This is a genomic window from Seohaeicola saemankumensis (genome assembly GCF_021021435.1).
Classification (GTDB): domain Bacteria; phylum Pseudomonadota; class Alphaproteobacteria; order Rhodobacterales; family Rhodobacteraceae; genus Seohaeicola.
The window spans coordinates 214,005-230,541 of sequence record NZ_JAINWI010000010.1 but is presented as its reverse complement, the minus strand read 5'-3'; the positions used below and the strand labels follow the sequence as shown (position 1 = coordinate 230,541).

The window sequence follows — 16,537 nt, the reverse complement described above, 5'->3', positions numbered from 1 at the left end:
CACTGTGCCGCTGGCCTCCCCGACAGGGCGGCAACAATGCTGCGTAGCAGCGACGATACGAGGGATTTGTTAATATGACAACTAAAGAGGCTGGTTCGGGCGAAAATTTAGAGCGTCTGAACGCGAATCTGGCAAAAGTCGAGGAATTGTCGCAACGCCTTGTTACTGCGATGTCACACAGAAAGGCGGCAAATCCGACCTTGAACGCCCCAGATCAGGAGATGTTTGCCAAGGCAGCCAGCACATACTGGACCCGAATGATGCAGAATCCGGCGCATATGTTCGAGACCCAGCTGGAATATTGGGGTCAGTCGGTCAAGCATTTCATCGAGGCACAACAAGCCCTTGCCAGCGGTAAACTGGAAGCGCCCGAGGATCACACGCCTGACGACCGCCGCTTTGCCAACCCGCTTTGGAAGTCGCATCCCTATTTCAACTTCATCAAGCAACAATACATGATGAACGCGCAGGCCATCGAAAAAGCCGTGTCCGAAATCGACGACATGTCGCCGCGTGAGAAGAAACGGCTCGAATATTTCTCGCGCCAGATCATCGACATGCTCGCCCCGACCAATTTCCTGTCCACCAACCCCGATGCGCTGGAGCGCGCCGTGGCGACCGACGGCGAATCGCTGATCAAGGGGCTGGAGAATCTGGTCGCCGATATCGAGGCCAACGATGGCGAGATGCTGGTGCGTCTGGCCGATGAAAGCGCCTTCAAGCTGGGCGAGAATATCGCGACTACTCCGGGGCAGGTAGTTTACCGCAACCGGATGATGGAACTGATCCAGTTCGCGCCGACGACCGACAAGGTCCACGCGATCCCGCTGATCATTTTTCCGCCATGGATCAATAAATATTACATCATGGACCTCAAGCCGGAAAACAGCCTGATCAAATGGGTCACCGATCAGGGCTTTACCCTGTTCATTGTCAGTTGGGTCAATCCCGACGAGACCTATCGTGATGTCGGGCTGGAGGACTACATCACCGATGGCTATCTGACTGCCTTCCGCGAGGTCAAGGCGATCACGGGCCAGAAGCAGGTCAACACGGTCGGCTATTGTATCGCGGGCACCACCCTGTCGATGGTTCTGTCGTTGCTCAAGCATCGCGGCGATAAATCCGTCAAATCCGCGACCTTCTTCACCGCGCTAACGGATTTCTCGGAGCAGGGCGAGTTCACACCCTTTTTGCAAGATGATTTCATTGACGGGATCGAGGCAGAAGTGGCCGAGAACGGCGTATTGCGATCCTTCATCATGGCGCGGACATTCTCGTTCCTGCGCTCGAATGATTTGATCTACGGACCCGCGATCAAAAGCTACATGATGGGAGAGGCGCCTCCGGCGTTCGACCTGCTCTACTGGAACGGGGATGGCACCAACCTTCCCGCGCGGATGGTTGTGGAATATCTGCGCTGGCTCTGCCAAGAGAACCGTTTTGCCGAGGGCGGGATTGATCTGATGAATGACAGGCTGCATCTGGCGGATGTGGATTTGCCTGTCTGCCTGATCGCCTGCGAGACCGATCACATTGCCGCATGGAAAGACAGCTATCGCGGCGCGCAGGGGATGGGGTCGAAAGACCGGACGTTCATTCTATCCCAGTCGGGGCATATTGCAGGAATCATCAACCCGCCCACGAAGAAGAAATATGGTCACTATATGAACGAGGATATGAGCCTTGCGTCCGAGGACTGGAAAGCGGGGGCCACCTTCCACGAGGGAAGCTGGTGGCCGCGTTGGGGCGAATGGCTGGCGAAGCGTTCCGGCAAGATGGTTGACGCCAGGGAACCGGGCGATTCGGGACATCCTGTCCTGTGTCCGGCCCCAGGAATTTATGTTCTTTGATCGACAAGTGTTTGATTTTGAGAGACAATAAAAAAATGCTGCATTGCGGCATAAAACTCTTGAAATGCCGCAATGCAGCATGCATATTGGTGTCAGCTTGAAGCCGGGGCGGACCCGGGTAGCAGACAAGGAATACACCAATGACAAAGACACCTGACATGACCGCCATGATGAAAGACATGATGGGCGCATTCCCCGTCGACACCAAGGCGATGGAAGACGCATTCAAAACCCAGGCGACGCTGAACGAAAAGCTGTCCAGCCTCGCGCTGGGCGCGGCTGAAAAGTCGACCGAAATCTCGACCAAATGGACCAAAGACACTCTGGCCAAACTGTCGGACATGACCAAAGTCAAAGCAGAGCCTGCTGACTATGCAAAAGCCATGACCGACTTCGCATCGGCGCAAGCCGAAGCCGCTGCAGAGCACATGGCCGCCTTTGCCGAAGTAGCCAAGAAAATGCAGATGGAAACAGTCGAATTGATGATGGCCGCTGGAAAAGACATGACCGAGGAAGCGACTGCCGCAGTGCAGAAGGCTGCCAAGGACGCGACAACCGTGGCGAAAAAAGCAGCCGCGAAATAAGAACGCTGTCTCTCGCATCTCTCTCCTCCTCCCTGGGATGCAAGACGCGCGGGCGGGCCATTGTGCCCGCCCTTTCTTTTTGTGCTGCGCTCGCATAAGCTTGTGATCTAATCTGGATCAATGGGGGGATCGCCCGTGGCCGAAACCAAGAAACCGCTTCTAATCAAGCGTTATGCCAGTCGCCGTTTGTACAACACCGAAACCAGCGATTATGTCACACTTGAGGATATCGCCGGTTTCATCCGTGAAGGCCGGGAGGTGCAGATCGTGGATCTGAAGTCGGGCGATGACCTGACACGCCAATACCTTCTCCAGATTATCGCCGAACATGAAAGCCGTGGGGAAACCATGTTGCCTGTGAATGTTCTCACAGATCTGGTTCGTAGCTATACCACGCAAGCGGGATCGGTCGTGCCTCAGTTTCTGGCGATGTCCTTCGACATGCTGCGCGATGGTCAGTCCAAGATGATGGAAAACATGGCCAAGGTCAGCCCCATTGCCAAGATGCCGGGTTTCGAGGCGATGCAGGCCCAGCAGGAAGCCTTTATGAAAGCGATGACCAGCGGTCTGAAAGGCGGTTGGCCCGCTGGGGCATCCGGCCCCGCGCGCGACGAGAACGAGGCCAAACCAGCCTCGGATGAAGGCCTTGACGAGATCAAGCGCCAGCTGCACGAGTTGCAGACGAAACTTTCTAAGATGGGAAAGTAGCTCCTTCATGGTCGACAGCCCCGGCCGGATAACCCTGTGGGGGATCGAAGTCTTCGTGGCCACCGCCGAAGAAGGAAGTATTTCGGCGGCGGCGCGGCGCCTGGGGGCCAGCGCCTCGGCAGTCAGCCAGCAATTGACCAATCTGGAAGGGGCGATCGGGGCCACTCTGTTGCAGCGCAATGCCCGCCCCGTCACCTTGACCCCTGCGGGCGAGTTGTTCCGACGCCGCGCAGGGATCATCCTGAACGAGGCGTCACTGGCACGGGCAGAACTGGCGATGGCCGATCTGTCGGCGCTCACCCGATTCCGACTTGGGATGATCGAGGATTTCGAGGCCGATGTGACGCCGCGCCTTCTGACCGATCTGTCGGCAGGCCTGAAAGGGTGCCAGTTCCTTTTGGAAACCGGTGCCAGCCATCATCTGCATGACCAGTTGGACGCCCGCGCGCTGGATGTGATTGTGGCCGCCGATATGGGGGCCGAAGCGGACTGGATGGAACTGCACCCGCTTTTGTCCGAAGGCTTTGTGGTGGCGGCGGCCAAGGGTGTGCTGAAATCCGAACGCGATGTGCTACGGCAACTCAAATCCTTGCCCTTGGTGCAATATACCACGCGCCATTACATGGGCCGCATGATCGCGGCCCACTTGGCGCGGCAGAACCTGACGCTGGCGCACCGGTTCGAACTGGACAGCTATCACGCAATCCTCGCACTTGTCGCGGAAGGAGCGGGCTGGACGATCCTGACGCCTTTGGCTCTGATGCGGGCAAGGCGCTTTGCGGACCGGCTGGATGTGTTCGACCTGCCCTTCGCGCCCCTGTCACGTACGATCTCGCTGACAGCGCGCAAGGGGGTGTTGCAGGACATGCCCGCGCAAGTGGCGCGGCAGTTGAAGCCACTCTTGCGCGATATCATCGTTGCGCCGGCCATTCAGGCGCATCCCTTCATGGCCGACCATCTGCGTATTCTCTGACGCGGTCAGGTGCCGTAGGCGCGCAGATTGCCCATCACATCCTGTGCCGCAGCAACCAACGCGTCCGCGATCAGGTCCAGTTCCGGCAATTGCAACCGCGCGGGCAGGCGGGTGTCGCAGGCTTTCATCAGCATGGCGCGTGTCTGTGGTAGATCGGGGATTTCTCCCAGAAACTGCCAATTCCAGAAGGCGCGCGCATTGTCGGCGCTCATACCGAAGATCTGCACCTTGATCCCACGCGCCGCAGCCGCCTGACCGAAGGCGCGGATATCTTCATCGCTCATGCCGACTAGATTGAACTGGATGGAGTCCGGCGCGCGTTCTTCTGGGGCCAGCTTTTCAGGCACCTCGATCCAGGGTGAGTCATTCAGCTTGGCCGCGACATAGTCGTGGTTGCGCCGCCCGTCGGCAACGCGGCGCGCCATTTCGGCCAGCTGCGGGCGGATAATGGCCGCGCTCAGGTTGTTCAGGCGCAGGTTATAGAGCGGCAGCTTGTTCTGCCAGCGGGCAAAGGCCGCCTCAAGATCGGCCTGCGCTCCGACGCTCTGGCCGCCATGCTTTTTCCAGTTATGCTCGTATGCGCCTGACATGATCACGGCGCGCGCCACCAGATCGGCATCATCGCTGATCAGGATACCGCCTTCGCCCGCGTTCAGCAGCTTATAGCTCTGGAAAGAGAAACAGCCGATCTTGCCGATGCTGCCGATGATCTTGCCATGCCATGTGGTGCCCAGCGAATGGGCCGCATCCTCGATCACGGGAATGCCGCGCGCATCGCAAAGTGCCATGATCGCATCCATATCCGAGGTGTGACCGCGCATGTGGCTGATCATCACCGCCTGCACATCTTCCAGCTTGGCGGCGAAATCGGCCATGTCGATGCGGTAATTCTCGGCTACTTCGCACAGGACAGGCACGCAATCGGCATGCACGATCGACGATGGCACGGCGGCAAAGGTAAAGGCCGGGATCAACACGCGGGCCCCGCGTGGCAGGTCCAGCGCCTTGAGCGACAGGAAAAGGGCCGCCGAACAGGACGACACCGCAAGCGCATAGCGCGTGCCCATCAGCTTTGCGAATTCCTGCTCCAGTAGCGCTACAGGGGCGGCGTCCGGCGCGGTATAGCGGAAAAGATCACCCGATTGCAGCAAACGGTCAATCTCAGCCCGTGCAGCGGGCGGGATGGGTTCGGCATCATAGGTGTTCGGGGGAAGGATGGCAGGTGTATCGAGCGACATGCGTTTCGGCTTTCCTGAATTCTCTTTTCAGGATTTCTAAACGATTGTGGCGCTCACTCAAGTGCCAAATGCGCGCAGGACCTGCTTTGGCGCGTCTTTGCCTCAAATCCCCAAGCGGTCACGCAGGCTGAACCATGTCATGGCAAGGACCAGAAGCGGGTTGCGCAGCGCTGCACCGCCGGGAAAGGGCGGGGTCGGAAGCCGCGCCATCGTGTCGAACCCTTCGGCCTGGCCTGCAATCGCCCGCGCCATCAGATAGCCTGCATGGGTCGCGGTGCCGACACCGTGACCGGAATAGCCCGAAGCAGACAGGATATTGGGCGCAACCCGCGCCAGATAGGGCAGGCGTTTCATGGTGATCGCCAGCGTGCCGCCCCATGCGTAGTCAAGTTTCACATCCGCCAGATGCGGAAAGATCTCGGTCATAGGTTTGCGCACAACAGCCCCGATATCGCGCGGGAACCGGTAGCCGTAGCTTTCACCGCCCCCGAACAGCAACCGTTTGTCGGCGCTCAGCCGGAAATAGTTGACCACGAACTTGCTATCCGCCACTGCCACGTCCTGCGTCAGAACGCGCGCGGCATCCTCGCCCAGAGGTTCTGTTGCGACGATGAAATTGTTGATCGGCATCACCCGCGCTGCGACCTTGCGGTTCAGTCCGCCCAGATAGCCGTTGCAGGCCAGTACCAAATGATCCGCCTCAACGCGCCCCTGTCCGGTCTGGATGGTGACTTTGCCACCCTCCTTAATGTGATGCACATGGGAATTCTCGTAAACCCGCACCCCGGCAGCCGCTGCCGCCCGCGCCAGTCCCAGCGCCAGGTTCAGCGGATGCAGATGTGCGGCCCCCATATCCAGCATCCCGCCCTTATAGGCAGGCGAGGGGCATAGCGCGCGGCAGGCATCGGCATCCAGCGCGGTCACTTGATCATAGCCGTAATCGCGCTGCAACAACTCGGCATAGCCGCGCAAGTCGTCAGTCTCGCGCGTGGAAAACCCTGTCCATGCCACACCCGGCTTCAGATCGCAGTCGATGCCGTGTTTTGACACCAGCCCCTTGACCAGTTCCTTGGCCTCTTCTCCCAGATCCCACAGCTTGCGCGCCTCGTCCTTGCCCAGCATCGCCTCGAGACTGGCCTGATCCTGCCGTTGGCCCGATCCCAATTGCCCGCCATTGCGCCCCGAGGCCCCAAAGCCCACACGATGCGCCTCAAGGAGCACCACATCAAAACCGCGTTCCGCCAGATGCAGGGCGGCAGACAGGCCAGTATAGCCTGCGCCCACAACGCAGACATCAGCCCGCACCGATCCCTTCAGCTCTGGATGAGCGGGGGCCTCATGGGCGGTCGTCGCGTACCAGCTTGGCGGATACTGCCCCTGGCGGTCATTGGAAAATAGCAGGTTCATGGCGTACCTCCGTTGGGACCGAACGCCTGTCGGTTTCTTCTTGCCTCAAATATCCCGGGGGAGGCCGCAGGCCGGGGGCAGCGCCCCCAAACCCCGCAGATCACACGTTCAACAGCAGATGCTCACGCTCCCACGGGCTGATTACTTGCAAGAATTCCTCGTATTCGGTGCGTTTGACGATGGAATAGACGCGCGCGAAATCGGGGCCGAGGGTCTCGTGCAAATCCTTGGCGTCTTCGAAAAGGTCCAGTGCCTCGCCCATGACGCGGGGGATATCACCCTCGCCCTCATAAGCGTCGCCCTTGAACTGCTTTTCGGGCCAGATTTCCTGCATCATGCCCAGATAGCCGCAAGCAAGGCTGGCCGCGATCCCCAGATAGGGGTTGCAATCCATGCCCGCCAGACGGTTTTCCACGCGGCGTGATGCGGGGCCGGAGAGCGGCACGCGGATGCCAGTGGTGCGGTTGTCGCGGCCCCATTCCAGATTGATCGGGGCGGCATGGTCTTTCACATAGCGGCGGTAGCTGTTGACATAGGGCGCAAGCACCGCAATGGCCGAGGGCAGGTGCTTCTGCATGCCGCCGATAAAGTGGAAAAACGCATCTGTCTCGCCACCCTGCGGGCCTGAGAACAGGTTCTGCCCTGTTTCCATATCCAGCACCGAATGGTGGATATGCATGGCACTCCCGGGCTCGTCGGCGATGGGTTTGGCCATGAACGTGGCGAAACAGTCGTGACGCAGCGCCGCCTCGCGGATCAGGCGTTTGAAATAGAACACCTCGTCCGCCAGCTTGATCGGATCGCCATGCAGCAGGTTTATCTCCAACTGGCCCGCGCCGCCTTCTTGCGTGATGCCGTCGATCTCGAAGCCCTGCGCCTCGGCGAAATCGTAGATATCGTCGATCACGGGGCCGAATTCGTCCACCGCAGTCATCGAGTAGGCTTGACGCGCAGCGGCAGGGCGACCCGAGCGGCCCATCATCGGCTCGATCTTCTTGGCAGGGTCCAGATTGCGGGCGACCAGATAGAATTCCATCTCGGGGGCCACCACAGGCTCCCACCCCTGTTTGTGATAAAGCTCGACCACGCGTTTCAGCACATTGCGCGGCGCATAAGGGATCGGGTTGCCCTTGCGGTCATAGGCGTCGTGGATCACCTGCAAGGTCCAGTCGCCTGTCCATGGCGCTGCTGTCGCCGTGCTCATGTCAGGGCGCAGGATCATGTCGCGCTCGATAAAGCCCTCGGCGCCCGCTGCCTCGCCCCAGTCGCCGGTGATGGTCTGGTAGAAGATCGAATCCGGCAGGTGGAAATAGTCCTGCCGCGCGAATTTGCTGGCAGGCACAGCCTTGCCGCGCGCGATGCCGGGCAGGTCCGAGATGATGCATTCCACCTCGTCCAGACGACGGTTTTCCAGAAACAGACGCGCTGCTTCGGGCAGTTTTTCGGTCCAGTCGCTCATTGTGTTGCGGTCCTTTTGAAGAAGGCCGCCATGCGCTGTGCAAAGCGGTCTGAGTCAAGCGATGTGCCAAGTTTCTCGCGGGCCGCAGCGATCTGATCTGCGGGAACCACCCCCGGCGCGCGATGGGTGATCAACCCGTCCAGCAGGGCCGCGCCGAATTCCGGATGCGGCTGGATGGTCAGGATCGTATCGCCGATCGCCAGGGCCGCATTGGCGCAAAACGCGTTTGATGCCAGCACCTTGGCACCTTCGGGCAGTTGAGTCACCTGATCCTGATGCCATGCATTCAGGGTCAGCATACCATCTTCGAACGCGTATTCTGTGGCGCCCACGGCCCAGCCGCCTGCGAATTTCTCGACCTTGCCGCCAAGGGCCTGCGCGATAATCTGATGCCCGAAACAGACACCGATCAGCGGTTTGCCGGCATCGCGAATGGCGCGGATCAGATCCTCCAGCGGCGGGATCCACGGGTGATCCTCATAGGCGCCATGTTTCGATCCGGTGATCAGCCAGCCATCCGCCGCCTGCGGGTCGTCAGGAAACTCGCCGTCAACCACGTTGTACGTGATAAAATCAAAACCATGCCCGCCCAGCAGGCGTGTGAACATATCGGAATAGTCGCCGAGATCGCCCTTGACCTCGTCAGGGGCGTGGCCGGTTTGCAGGATGCCGATTTTCATGGATCACCAGTGTTGGAATGGCCGTGATGGTAGCCAAGCCCCCCCGCCACAGCAAGGGGGCCAATGGCATAAAGAAGGGTCAGACCGTATCGAGATAGATTTCGACGCGCTCTTCTGGGGTCAACTCGCCCATGTAGTGGAGTTCCTGCCGCTTGGTCAGCACAAAGTTGCGGATCAGTTCGGGCGCAAAGGTGCGCGCGATCTCGGGGCAGGTTTCGAAGGCGTGAATCGCGTCTGTCCATGTCGTGGGCACTTGTGGCAGATCCAGCGCATAGGCGTTGCCGGTGATTGGAGCAGGCGGTTCGACCTTGTCCTCGATCCCGTTCAGGGCTGCGCCCAGAATGGCCGCCAGCATCAGATAGGGGTTCACATCCCCGCCCGCGACACGATGTTCGATCCGCCGCGCCTTGGAACTGCCCGACGGAATCCGCACTGCGGCTGTCCGGTTCTCGTAGCCCCAGCAGATGCCGGTGGGCGCATGCGCGCCGGGCACCATCCGATCATAGCTGTTCCAGTGCGGTGCAAAGACAAGCGTTGATCCGACCATCGCGTTCAGGCATCCCGCCACGGCGTGACGCAACTTTTCTGTTCCCAAAGGGCCGTCATCATCAAAAATATTGCGCCCATCACTGTCGAGAACAGAGAAATGTGTGTGAAGGCCGGAGCCAGCGTAATCTTCATAGGGTTTCGCCATGAAGGAGGCGGCAAAACCGTGCCGACGTGCCAGACCTTTGACCAGCATCTTGAAGAGCCATGCGTCATCCGCTGCGCGCAGGGCATCGTCGCAATGCATCAGGTTGACTTCGAACTGGCCCAGACCCGCCTCGGAAATCGCGGTGTCGGCGGGGATGTCCATTTCCTCGCAAGCCTCATAGAGGTCGGTGAAGAAAGTATCGAACGCATCCAGCGCACGGATCGACAGGGTTTCTGCCGCCTTGCGCCGTTTACCCGAACGCGGGCTGACGGGCACTTGCAATTTGCGCCCCGAGTCGTCGATCAGGAAAAACTCAAGCTCGACCGCCACAACAGGTGTCAGGCCAGCGGCCCTGTAGCGGTCCACGACCGCGCGCAGAGCGTGGCGGGGATCGCCCTCATAGGGGCGGCCATCCTCGCGGAACATCCAGATCGGCAAGAGGGCAGTGGGGGCTTCCAGCCACGGCATCGGCATGAAGCCGCGTTCCGTGGGCTTCAGAACACCATCCGCATCGCCTGTTTCAAAGACCAACGGGCTGTCGTCGATATCCTCGCCCCAGATATCGAGGTTCAGCACGGAAAGCGGAAAGCGTGTGCCATCGTCAACCACCTTGTCGGCAAAGCGCGTGGGCACCCGTTTGCCGCGCGCCTGCGCGTTCAGGTCGGCCGCAGCCACGCGGATCGTACGCACTTCGGGGTGCTTTCTCAGCCAGTTCTTCATCGTCTCACCTGACGGGTTGAGGGCTGGCTTGTCCCGCACCGGCGCAGCGGGCACCAGTGTCGGGAGTGAAGGTCCATGCCCTTGGTCCTTTGTTTATGATCAAATTTCATCACGCGGGTTGTAGCAGTCCAAAACACTAATCCAAGCACTTCGGATCACACCCGTAAAATATGATCAAAAACTTGATACTACCTGATAAGATTGGGGCGCAAGCGAATTTTGCGTCTTTGTTCGGCGGGCAGATGGCGGTTGAGACGGCGGTTAACCAGCCCGAACAGGCCGATAATCACGAGCGTCAGCAGGATAAAATAGGCCGCAAGGATCGGATAGGGCACGAAAGGGTTGAAGGTCTGATCCGCGAAATAGCGTGCATAATAAAGGGCATCGCCCTTTTGTTGCTGCGCTGGAAAGCCGGAAAAGAATACCAGCGTGGTCGCGTGGAACAGGAATATCGCCTCGTTCGTGTAACCCGGCCAAGCAAGCCGCAGCATCGTGGGCCAGATCACGCGGCGAAAGCGCGGCCAGCCGGACATGCCATAGGCATCCGCTGCCTCGACATCGCCGCGGGGGATGGATTTCAGCGCGCCATAGAAAATCTCGGCGGAATAGGCGGCTGTGTTGAAGAAAAGAACCACCAGCGCCCCCGCCCAAGCCGAACTGAACGGATCAAAGAACGGATGCACCGATTTCAGGCTGAGAAACAGGAAGTAGGCAAAGAAGAACTGGATGAACAAAGGCGATCCACGGAAAATGAAGATGAACCATTCAGAGGGTTTGCGAAGCCAGCGGCTACGCGCGCCCTTGCCCAAGGCCAGTGCCGTGGCCAGAAAAAACCCTGCCGCCAGAGCAATGACCCCGAAATAGATATTCCAGACCAGTCCGGACCCGATCAGCGTGAATTGCTGGCACAAGGTAAAATCGCTGCGCGGCAACAGACGCTCGCCGATGCCGATGCTCCGCAAGCCATAATCCATGATGGTTTGCGCGCAACTCATGCCTCTGCCCTGCGCTGTGCTTCGCCGCCGGTTGTGGCCTGCCCTAATGTCAGCCGCGCCATCACGCGGTCAAGCACCACCTCAGAGACCCGTGTGAAGGCCAGATAAAAGACCAACAGGACAAGGAAGTACCACATCCGCCAGTCACCATGCGGGTAATCGGTAAAGCGTGGTGTCTTGGAACCGCCAAGCTCGCGCGCCCAGTAGACGATATCCTCGACACCCAGCAGAAACAGCAGCGGGGTGGATTTAATCAGGACCATCCAAAGGTTCGACAGACCAGGCAGGGCATAGACCCACATTTGCGGCACAACGATACGCCAGAATGTCTGGCGCTGCGTCATTCCGTAAGCCTCGGCCGTTTCAAGCTGTGCGCGGGGAACCGCGCGCATCGCGCCGAAAAGCACGTTGGCGGCAAAGGCCCCGAACACGATAGCAAAGGTGAAGACCGCCACGAAGAAACTGTAGGTCTTATGCACCCATTGCGCCGAATTGCCCAAGGGCACCTTGGCGGCCTGACAGACGATGAAGTCATTGCCTTGCCGGACCGGTTGATCCCAGTCGGGACAGACCCATTGGTGTTTGAGGTATTCCAGCCCCTGATCCAGTGCGATCACGAAAAACAGGAAGAACGCAATATCGGGCACGCCCCGCACAATGGCAATATAGCCCTTTCCAAACAGGCTGAGCGGCAGGAAACGCGAGCGTGCGGCGGATGCGCCAGCAAAGCCGAAGGCCAGCGCGGTGGGGGCGGTGATCGCTAGCAGAACCAGCACAGTGCCGAAAGCGTAGTAGAAACTCATATGCTTGCCGGTCGTCAGATAGCAGGCCATCCATGCAAAATCGGACAGCGTGGCTGGATCTGTGCAGAAACTGAACATGACTGGCCCTGACGCAGAGGTTCGGAATGCGTATTTGTCGCAAGATGAAACAGGGGACGCCGCGCATCAAAGGCGGCATCCCGTTGGGTGGCTAAAGGATCAGAACGTGTCCACGTCCTCGCCGAACCATTTGACGATCAGCGTATTGAGCGTGCCGTCATCCTTCATCGACTGGATCGCCGCGTCAAATTTGTCGCGCAGTTCGGTGTCGCTTTCGCGCAGACCCATGCCGACGCCGCCGCCCAGTTGGACGTCCTCGGCCACGAAGGTCAGCGCGCCGCCGGATTCCTCGACGATCGGCACAAGGTAATCCTTGTCGGCAAAGACGGCATCCGCCTCGCCGTTACGGACCGAGGCCACGGTTTCCTCGGGGGTTGCGAATTCCAGCAGGGTGGCACCGCTTTCCGCGACATATCCCGCCTGAATGGTCGAGGCCTGAGCCGAGATAACACCGGAGGCAACATCGACATCTGCGGACAGCGCGACATAGGCAGACGCTGCGGGCGGAATATAGTTCTGTGTGAAGTCGATGACTTCGTCACGCTCGGCGGTGATGCTCATGCCCGCGATGATCGTGTCGTAGTTGCCCGACACGAGGTTGGGGATGATCCCGTCCCAATCGGTAGTGACCCATTCGCAGGTCAACTCGGCGCGAGTGCAAAGCTCGTCACCCAACTCGCGCTCGAAACCATCGACCTCGCCCTTGTCGTTGAGGAAGTTGTACGGAGGGTAGGCGCCCTCGGTGCCCATGCGGATGGTCTGGCTTTGCGCCAGTGCCATGCCGGCGGTCAGCGCCAGTGCGGTTGTCGTCAGGATCATTTTTTTCATCAGTCGTTTTCCCTTGGTTGGATTTGATCCGGGTTCGGGTCCCGGTTGTATCAGCCCCGTCGCAGTTGTCAGGCCGGAACGGAGGCAGAAAGAAATTGTTGCAGACGCTCGGTTTTGGGCGCGCTGAGGACGGTTGCAGGCGCGCCCTGTTCTTCGATCCGGCCCTGATGCAGAAAGACCACGTGATCGGACACGTCGGCCGCCAGTCGCATGTCATGGGTCACGATCATCATGGTGCGCCCTTCGGCGGCCAGATCCTTGATAACCTTGACGACTTCCTGCTCCAGTTCGGGGTCCAGCGCCGATGTCGGTTCATCGAAAAGCAGCGCCTCGGGTTCCATGCACAGGGCGCGGGCGATTGCGGCGCGCTGTTGCTGCCCGCCGGACAACTGCGCGGGATAGACGTCGCATTTCTCGCCGATGCCGACCTTGTCCAGATAGCGGCGCGCGGCCCGTTCCACCTCGGAGCGGTCACGTTTGAGGACGGTGACCGGCGCTTCCATCACGTTTTGCAGGATCGTCATATGGGCCCACAAGTTGAACTGCTGGAACACCATGCTGAGATTGGTCCTGATCCGCAGCACCTGCTTTGCATCCGCCGGATGGCGGTTCAACCCGGTGCCACGCCAGCGCACCGGTTCCCCTTTGAAAAGGATTTCGCCCTGCTGGCTGTCTTCCAGCAGATTGGCGCAGCGCAAGAGCGTTGACTTGCCAGAGCCCGAAGAGCCGATCAACGAGACCACATCGCCGCGTCTGGCAGAGATATCCACGCCTTTGAGCACTTCCAGCGCACCATAGGCTTTGTGCAGGTTGCGGATCTCGATGACTGGCGGCGCGTCGGTCACGGGGTTGTCCATCATTCAGGGCTGCTGCGGCTTTACGTTAGCGTCACAATAGGACGGAAAAACTGGCTTAATGCAACTTCCAATACGGAATGTCGGGGGCCGAAACGACCGAAGTGACCCTTGGTCAGGCCCATATTGCACAGTCTTTGCGCGTCATTGGATCAAAGCGGCGCTATCAGCTTGCGGGGGATGTGGAACGGGCAGGGCCAGATAGGCGGGCGCGGGGATCTTCTGCAATCCGCGCAAAAGCAATGCCGCGCGCACAGAGGCGTCAAGGCTGTCGATTGCGGCGCTGATGGCCGCGCGCAACGATGCGGGGTCGTGACCCGGCGCGCAGATATAAGGCAGGCCCGGTGTCGGAATGGTTGTGTCTATCACGCGCAAGGATGTTGCAGCGGGCTCATAGCGCAGGGCAAGTTCCCACGTGACCGCATCTATCGCGGCCAAATCTGCATGACCTGCGGCGACCGCCTTGATTGATGCGCGGTGCCCGCCTGTTTCCATAAACCGCGTGGCCTGCAGCCCCTGCTGTGACAGATGCATCTGGGCCGCCGCCCATCCCGATTGCGAGCCGCCATCATTATAAGCGAATATCCCGTCCATGAAATCGGACAGATGGGCGCCATCCGCCAGTGTGTTCACCACAAGAACGCTGTGATAATGGGCCGGCGGGTTGTCCGGCAATCCGAAATCGGGTGTCCCGATCAGGGTTACCTTGCCATGAAGATATGCCCTGTATGGCATCCCGCAGGTCTGCGACAGCAGCAGGTCGGGATCAAGCCAATGCGCGGCGTAATCGGTAAAACCGCGCGTGAGCTCCAAAGGACCAAAGCCGAGGAAATGCCGGATCGCCTGCCAATACCTGTCCTGATGTGCTTGAACCTCGGGCCAGTCATACATCGGCAGGCTGGCGATCATCCGCGTGACTGCATCCGTTGGCGCGCCATGGCGCTGTCCTGATCCGTGACCCCCAGCATACTGGAGACCATCCGCACCAGCGCATCCTCGGCCCCGTCGCGCGCACCATCGGCAAGTGCGACCTGCCACAGCGCCTCGATCACCGCCAGACGTTCCTCATAGGGGACGGCATCCTTGATCGCGCGGGTGAAGCGCACCGTATCGGGGGCTTCGCCTTCCAGCACTTCGGCCTCTTTGCGAAGGGCAATCACCTCGTGCGGGGACAGCGCGTAGCGTGACATCAGGATTCGGTCGATCCTGTGCACCTCTTCTGCGGCGTAATCCTCGTCGGCACGGGCGATCCTGACCAGAAGCGCTGCCAGCGCTAGCCGCGCATCGGTATCGGGCAGGGGGCGGTCTGTTGCAGGTTGGGTCAGGCGTTTCAGCAGGTCGGCAAACATCGGGTGGGGTCTTTCCTGTGTGCGGGTAGATTGCGGCAAGGGCGTTTTGTATTCAACCTTGCGCAGCGCGGGCGCGGATAAGCGCTTCACGCAAGTCCTCTTCTGTCAGACCCAGAAGAAGGCGGGTCTCGTGGATTTCTTCGATTTCCTCTACATGCGGCGTACCATCCGCAAGCATCACCTCACAAAGCGCCTCAAGCGCCGCAAGCCTGTGGACTTGGTCCAGACCCTCGCGGATCAGTGCGGCGAAAGCGTCTGTATGGGGTGCGCTTGCATCAAGTTTCTCACAGGTAGCGCGCATTTTCGCGGCCGCCACCGGATTGAGGTTGAACAGCCGCGCAAGCACCCTGTCGATCTGCTGGATTTCGGACAGCAGATACGTGTGATCCGACTTTGCGACACGCACCATCAAAGCCCCCAGTGCCAGTTGTGTATCCGGCTGGGGCAGGGGCGCCTCATGGCTGGCGCGGAAGGTTTTGAGAAGTTTTCCTAGCATGTAGAAACGCTATCGTCCCTGAACCAGCGTGCCAAGAGTCCGTGCGCCAATTCTGCGCGGGGTGTTGCATCTTGCCGACCATCGGGGCCCTTGCGAACAGGATGTCGTCAACCGCAATCCCGCCGGGATCGGTGTTGAGGATGACAAGCCCTGCAATTTCGGGGGCACCGCTGGCCGTTTCAAATCCCAAGGCCGTGATCCCCTGTTCTAGACCGGCTTCTATTCTGGCCAGAACATGCCCCTCGCGGGACATAAAAACCACCTCGATAGCGCCACGGCGGGCAGGGCGGGTGCCAAGCGGATCAGCATAGTCGGAATGGGCCAAGAACCCCGTGGCGCGCTGGTCGTGATCGAAAAGGATTGCCAAGGCACCCTCACCCCGCCCTGAAATCACGGCAAACCCGTCCGGACCGATAGGGAATGCGGCGTTTGTGCCAAAGCCGTTATGATACGCAACCGCCAATCCCTGACCATCCGGCCCCATTACGAGCGAGAGCGGCGCTGTCGCTTGCGCGTTGGTGATCGTATCGAAACGCGCGCCGCTGCTTTGGGTCACGATGCCAAGGGTCTGGCCTTTGAAGTGGCTGGCCACACGAATGCCATCGCCGCGATGCGGCGCCTGCAACAGATACCCGGGCTCGGCACGTTTTGGCCAACTGTCGAATCCCTCGACCGCGTCCAAAACCTGCTTCAGGGCGGCATAGGGGCGCGGGCGGACCTGATCGGCGCTGACAGGAACTGCCGATGGAAAGAATGTGGCAAGACAAAGGGCAAGACCATAGGCGGAATTCATATCATTCCCCTTGAGGCCGGATAAA

17 protein-coding genes are annotated in these 16,537 nt (G+C 59.8%); 4 read left to right on the top strand and 13 right to left on the bottom strand.

The annotated features are described in order from the left end of the window. Positions 1-74 precede the first annotated feature (74 nt). From K7H22_RS07815 to K7H22_RS07800, 4 genes are all read left to right on the top strand, one after another. Entirely contained in the window at positions 75-1,853 is a 1,779-nt protein-coding gene (locus tag K7H22_RS07815; RefSeq protein ID WP_230800172.1) for a PHA/PHB synthase family protein, read from the top strand. Positions 1,854-1,993: 140 nt separating this feature from the next. After that, complete coding sequence (locus tag K7H22_RS07810) at positions 1,994-2,437, top strand: phasin, PhaP (RefSeq protein WP_230800171.1); 444 nt, start codon at positions 1,994-1,996, stop codon at positions 2,435-2,437. A 135-nt stretch (positions 2,438-2,572) separates the two neighbouring features. After that, entirely contained in the window at positions 2,573-3,145 is a 573-nt protein-coding gene (gene phaR / locus K7H22_RS07805) for a polyhydroxyalkanoate synthesis repressor PhaR (protein ID WP_230800170.1), read from the top strand. A gap of 7 nt (positions 3,146-3,152) precedes the next feature. Beyond that, positions 3,153-4,118, top strand: coding sequence for a LysR family transcriptional regulator (locus tag K7H22_RS07800; protein ID WP_230800169.1), 966 nt, complete (start codon positions 3,153-3,155; stop codon positions 4,116-4,118). A gap of 5 nt (positions 4,119-4,123) precedes the next feature. Here the strand turns inward: K7H22_RS07800 and K7H22_RS07795 are convergent, their stop codons facing one another. From K7H22_RS07795 to K7H22_RS07735, 13 genes are all read right to left on the bottom strand, one after another. Next, positions 4,124-5,356: a DegT/DnrJ/EryC1/StrS family aminotransferase gene (locus K7H22_RS07795; RefSeq protein WP_230800168.1), complete on the bottom strand. Its 1,233-nt coding sequence runs from the start codon at positions 5,354-5,356 to the stop codon at positions 4,124-4,126. 102 nt (positions 5,357-5,458) lie between these two features. Next, positions 5,459-6,763 carry an NAD(P)/FAD-dependent oxidoreductase gene (locus K7H22_RS07790; RefSeq protein ID WP_230800167.1) on the bottom strand — a complete coding sequence of 435 codons (1,305 nt, stop codon included), beginning with the start codon at positions 6,761-6,763 and terminating at the stop codon, positions 5,459-5,461. 100 nt (positions 6,764-6,863) lie between these two features. Continuing rightward, positions 6,864-8,222, bottom strand: coding sequence for a glutamine synthetase family protein (locus K7H22_RS07785; protein WP_230800166.1), 1,359 nt, complete (start codon positions 8,220-8,222; stop codon positions 6,864-6,866). Beyond that, positions 8,219-8,902 carry a type 1 glutamine amidotransferase gene (locus tag K7H22_RS07780; RefSeq protein WP_230800165.1) on the bottom strand — a complete coding sequence of 228 codons (684 nt, stop codon included), beginning with the start codon at positions 8,900-8,902 and terminating at the stop codon, positions 8,219-8,221. The genes K7H22_RS07785 and K7H22_RS07780 overlap by 4 nt, the downstream gene beginning before the upstream one ends. A gap of 79 nt (positions 8,903-8,981) precedes the next feature. Beyond that, positions 8,982-10,316 carry a glutamine synthetase family protein gene (locus K7H22_RS07775; protein WP_230800164.1) on the bottom strand — a complete coding sequence of 445 codons (1,335 nt, stop codon included), beginning with the start codon at positions 10,314-10,316 and terminating at the stop codon, positions 8,982-8,984. 188 nt (positions 10,317-10,504) lie between these two features. Further along, entirely contained in the window at positions 10,505-11,311 is an 807-nt protein-coding gene (locus K7H22_RS07770; protein ID WP_230800163.1) for an ABC transporter permease, read from the bottom strand. Further along, positions 11,308-12,192 (bottom strand): ABC transporter permease, encoded by an 885-nt coding sequence (locus tag K7H22_RS07765; protein WP_230800162.1) that lies wholly within the window; start codon positions 12,190-12,192, stop codon positions 11,308-11,310. The genes K7H22_RS07770 and K7H22_RS07765 overlap by 4 nt, the downstream gene beginning before the upstream one ends. A gap of 99 nt (positions 12,193-12,291) precedes the next feature. After that, positions 12,292-13,020 carry a transporter substrate-binding domain-containing protein gene (locus K7H22_RS07760; protein ID WP_230800161.1) on the bottom strand — a complete coding sequence of 243 codons (729 nt, stop codon included), beginning with the start codon at positions 13,018-13,020 and terminating at the stop codon, positions 12,292-12,294. Positions 13,021-13,088: 68 nt separating this feature from the next. Next, entirely contained in the window at positions 13,089-13,865 is a 777-nt protein-coding gene (locus K7H22_RS07755; RefSeq protein WP_330165846.1) for an amino acid ABC transporter ATP-binding protein, read from the bottom strand. A gap of 153 nt (positions 13,866-14,018) precedes the next feature. Next, a complete protein-coding gene (locus K7H22_RS07750; RefSeq protein WP_230800160.1) occupies positions 14,019-14,783 on the bottom strand; it encodes a phosphate/phosphite/phosphonate ABC transporter substrate-binding protein in 765 nt (254 codons plus the stop codon). Beyond that, positions 14,780-15,223 carry a TerB family tellurite resistance protein gene (locus K7H22_RS07745; RefSeq protein ID WP_230800159.1) on the bottom strand — a complete coding sequence of 148 codons (444 nt, stop codon included), beginning with the start codon at positions 15,221-15,223 and terminating at the stop codon, positions 14,780-14,782. Before K7H22_RS07745 ends, K7H22_RS07750 begins: the two co-directional genes overlap by 4 nt. 52 nt (positions 15,224-15,275) lie before the next feature. Beyond that, complete coding sequence (locus K7H22_RS07740; RefSeq protein ID WP_230800158.1) at positions 15,276-15,719, bottom strand: TerB family tellurite resistance protein; 444 nt, start codon at positions 15,717-15,719, stop codon at positions 15,276-15,278. Beyond that, a complete protein-coding gene (locus K7H22_RS07735; protein ID WP_230800157.1) occupies positions 15,679-16,512 on the bottom strand; it encodes a hypothetical protein in 834 nt (277 codons plus the stop codon). The genes K7H22_RS07740 and K7H22_RS07735 overlap by 41 nt, the downstream gene beginning before the upstream one ends. Positions 16,513-16,537: the final 25 nt, after the last annotated feature.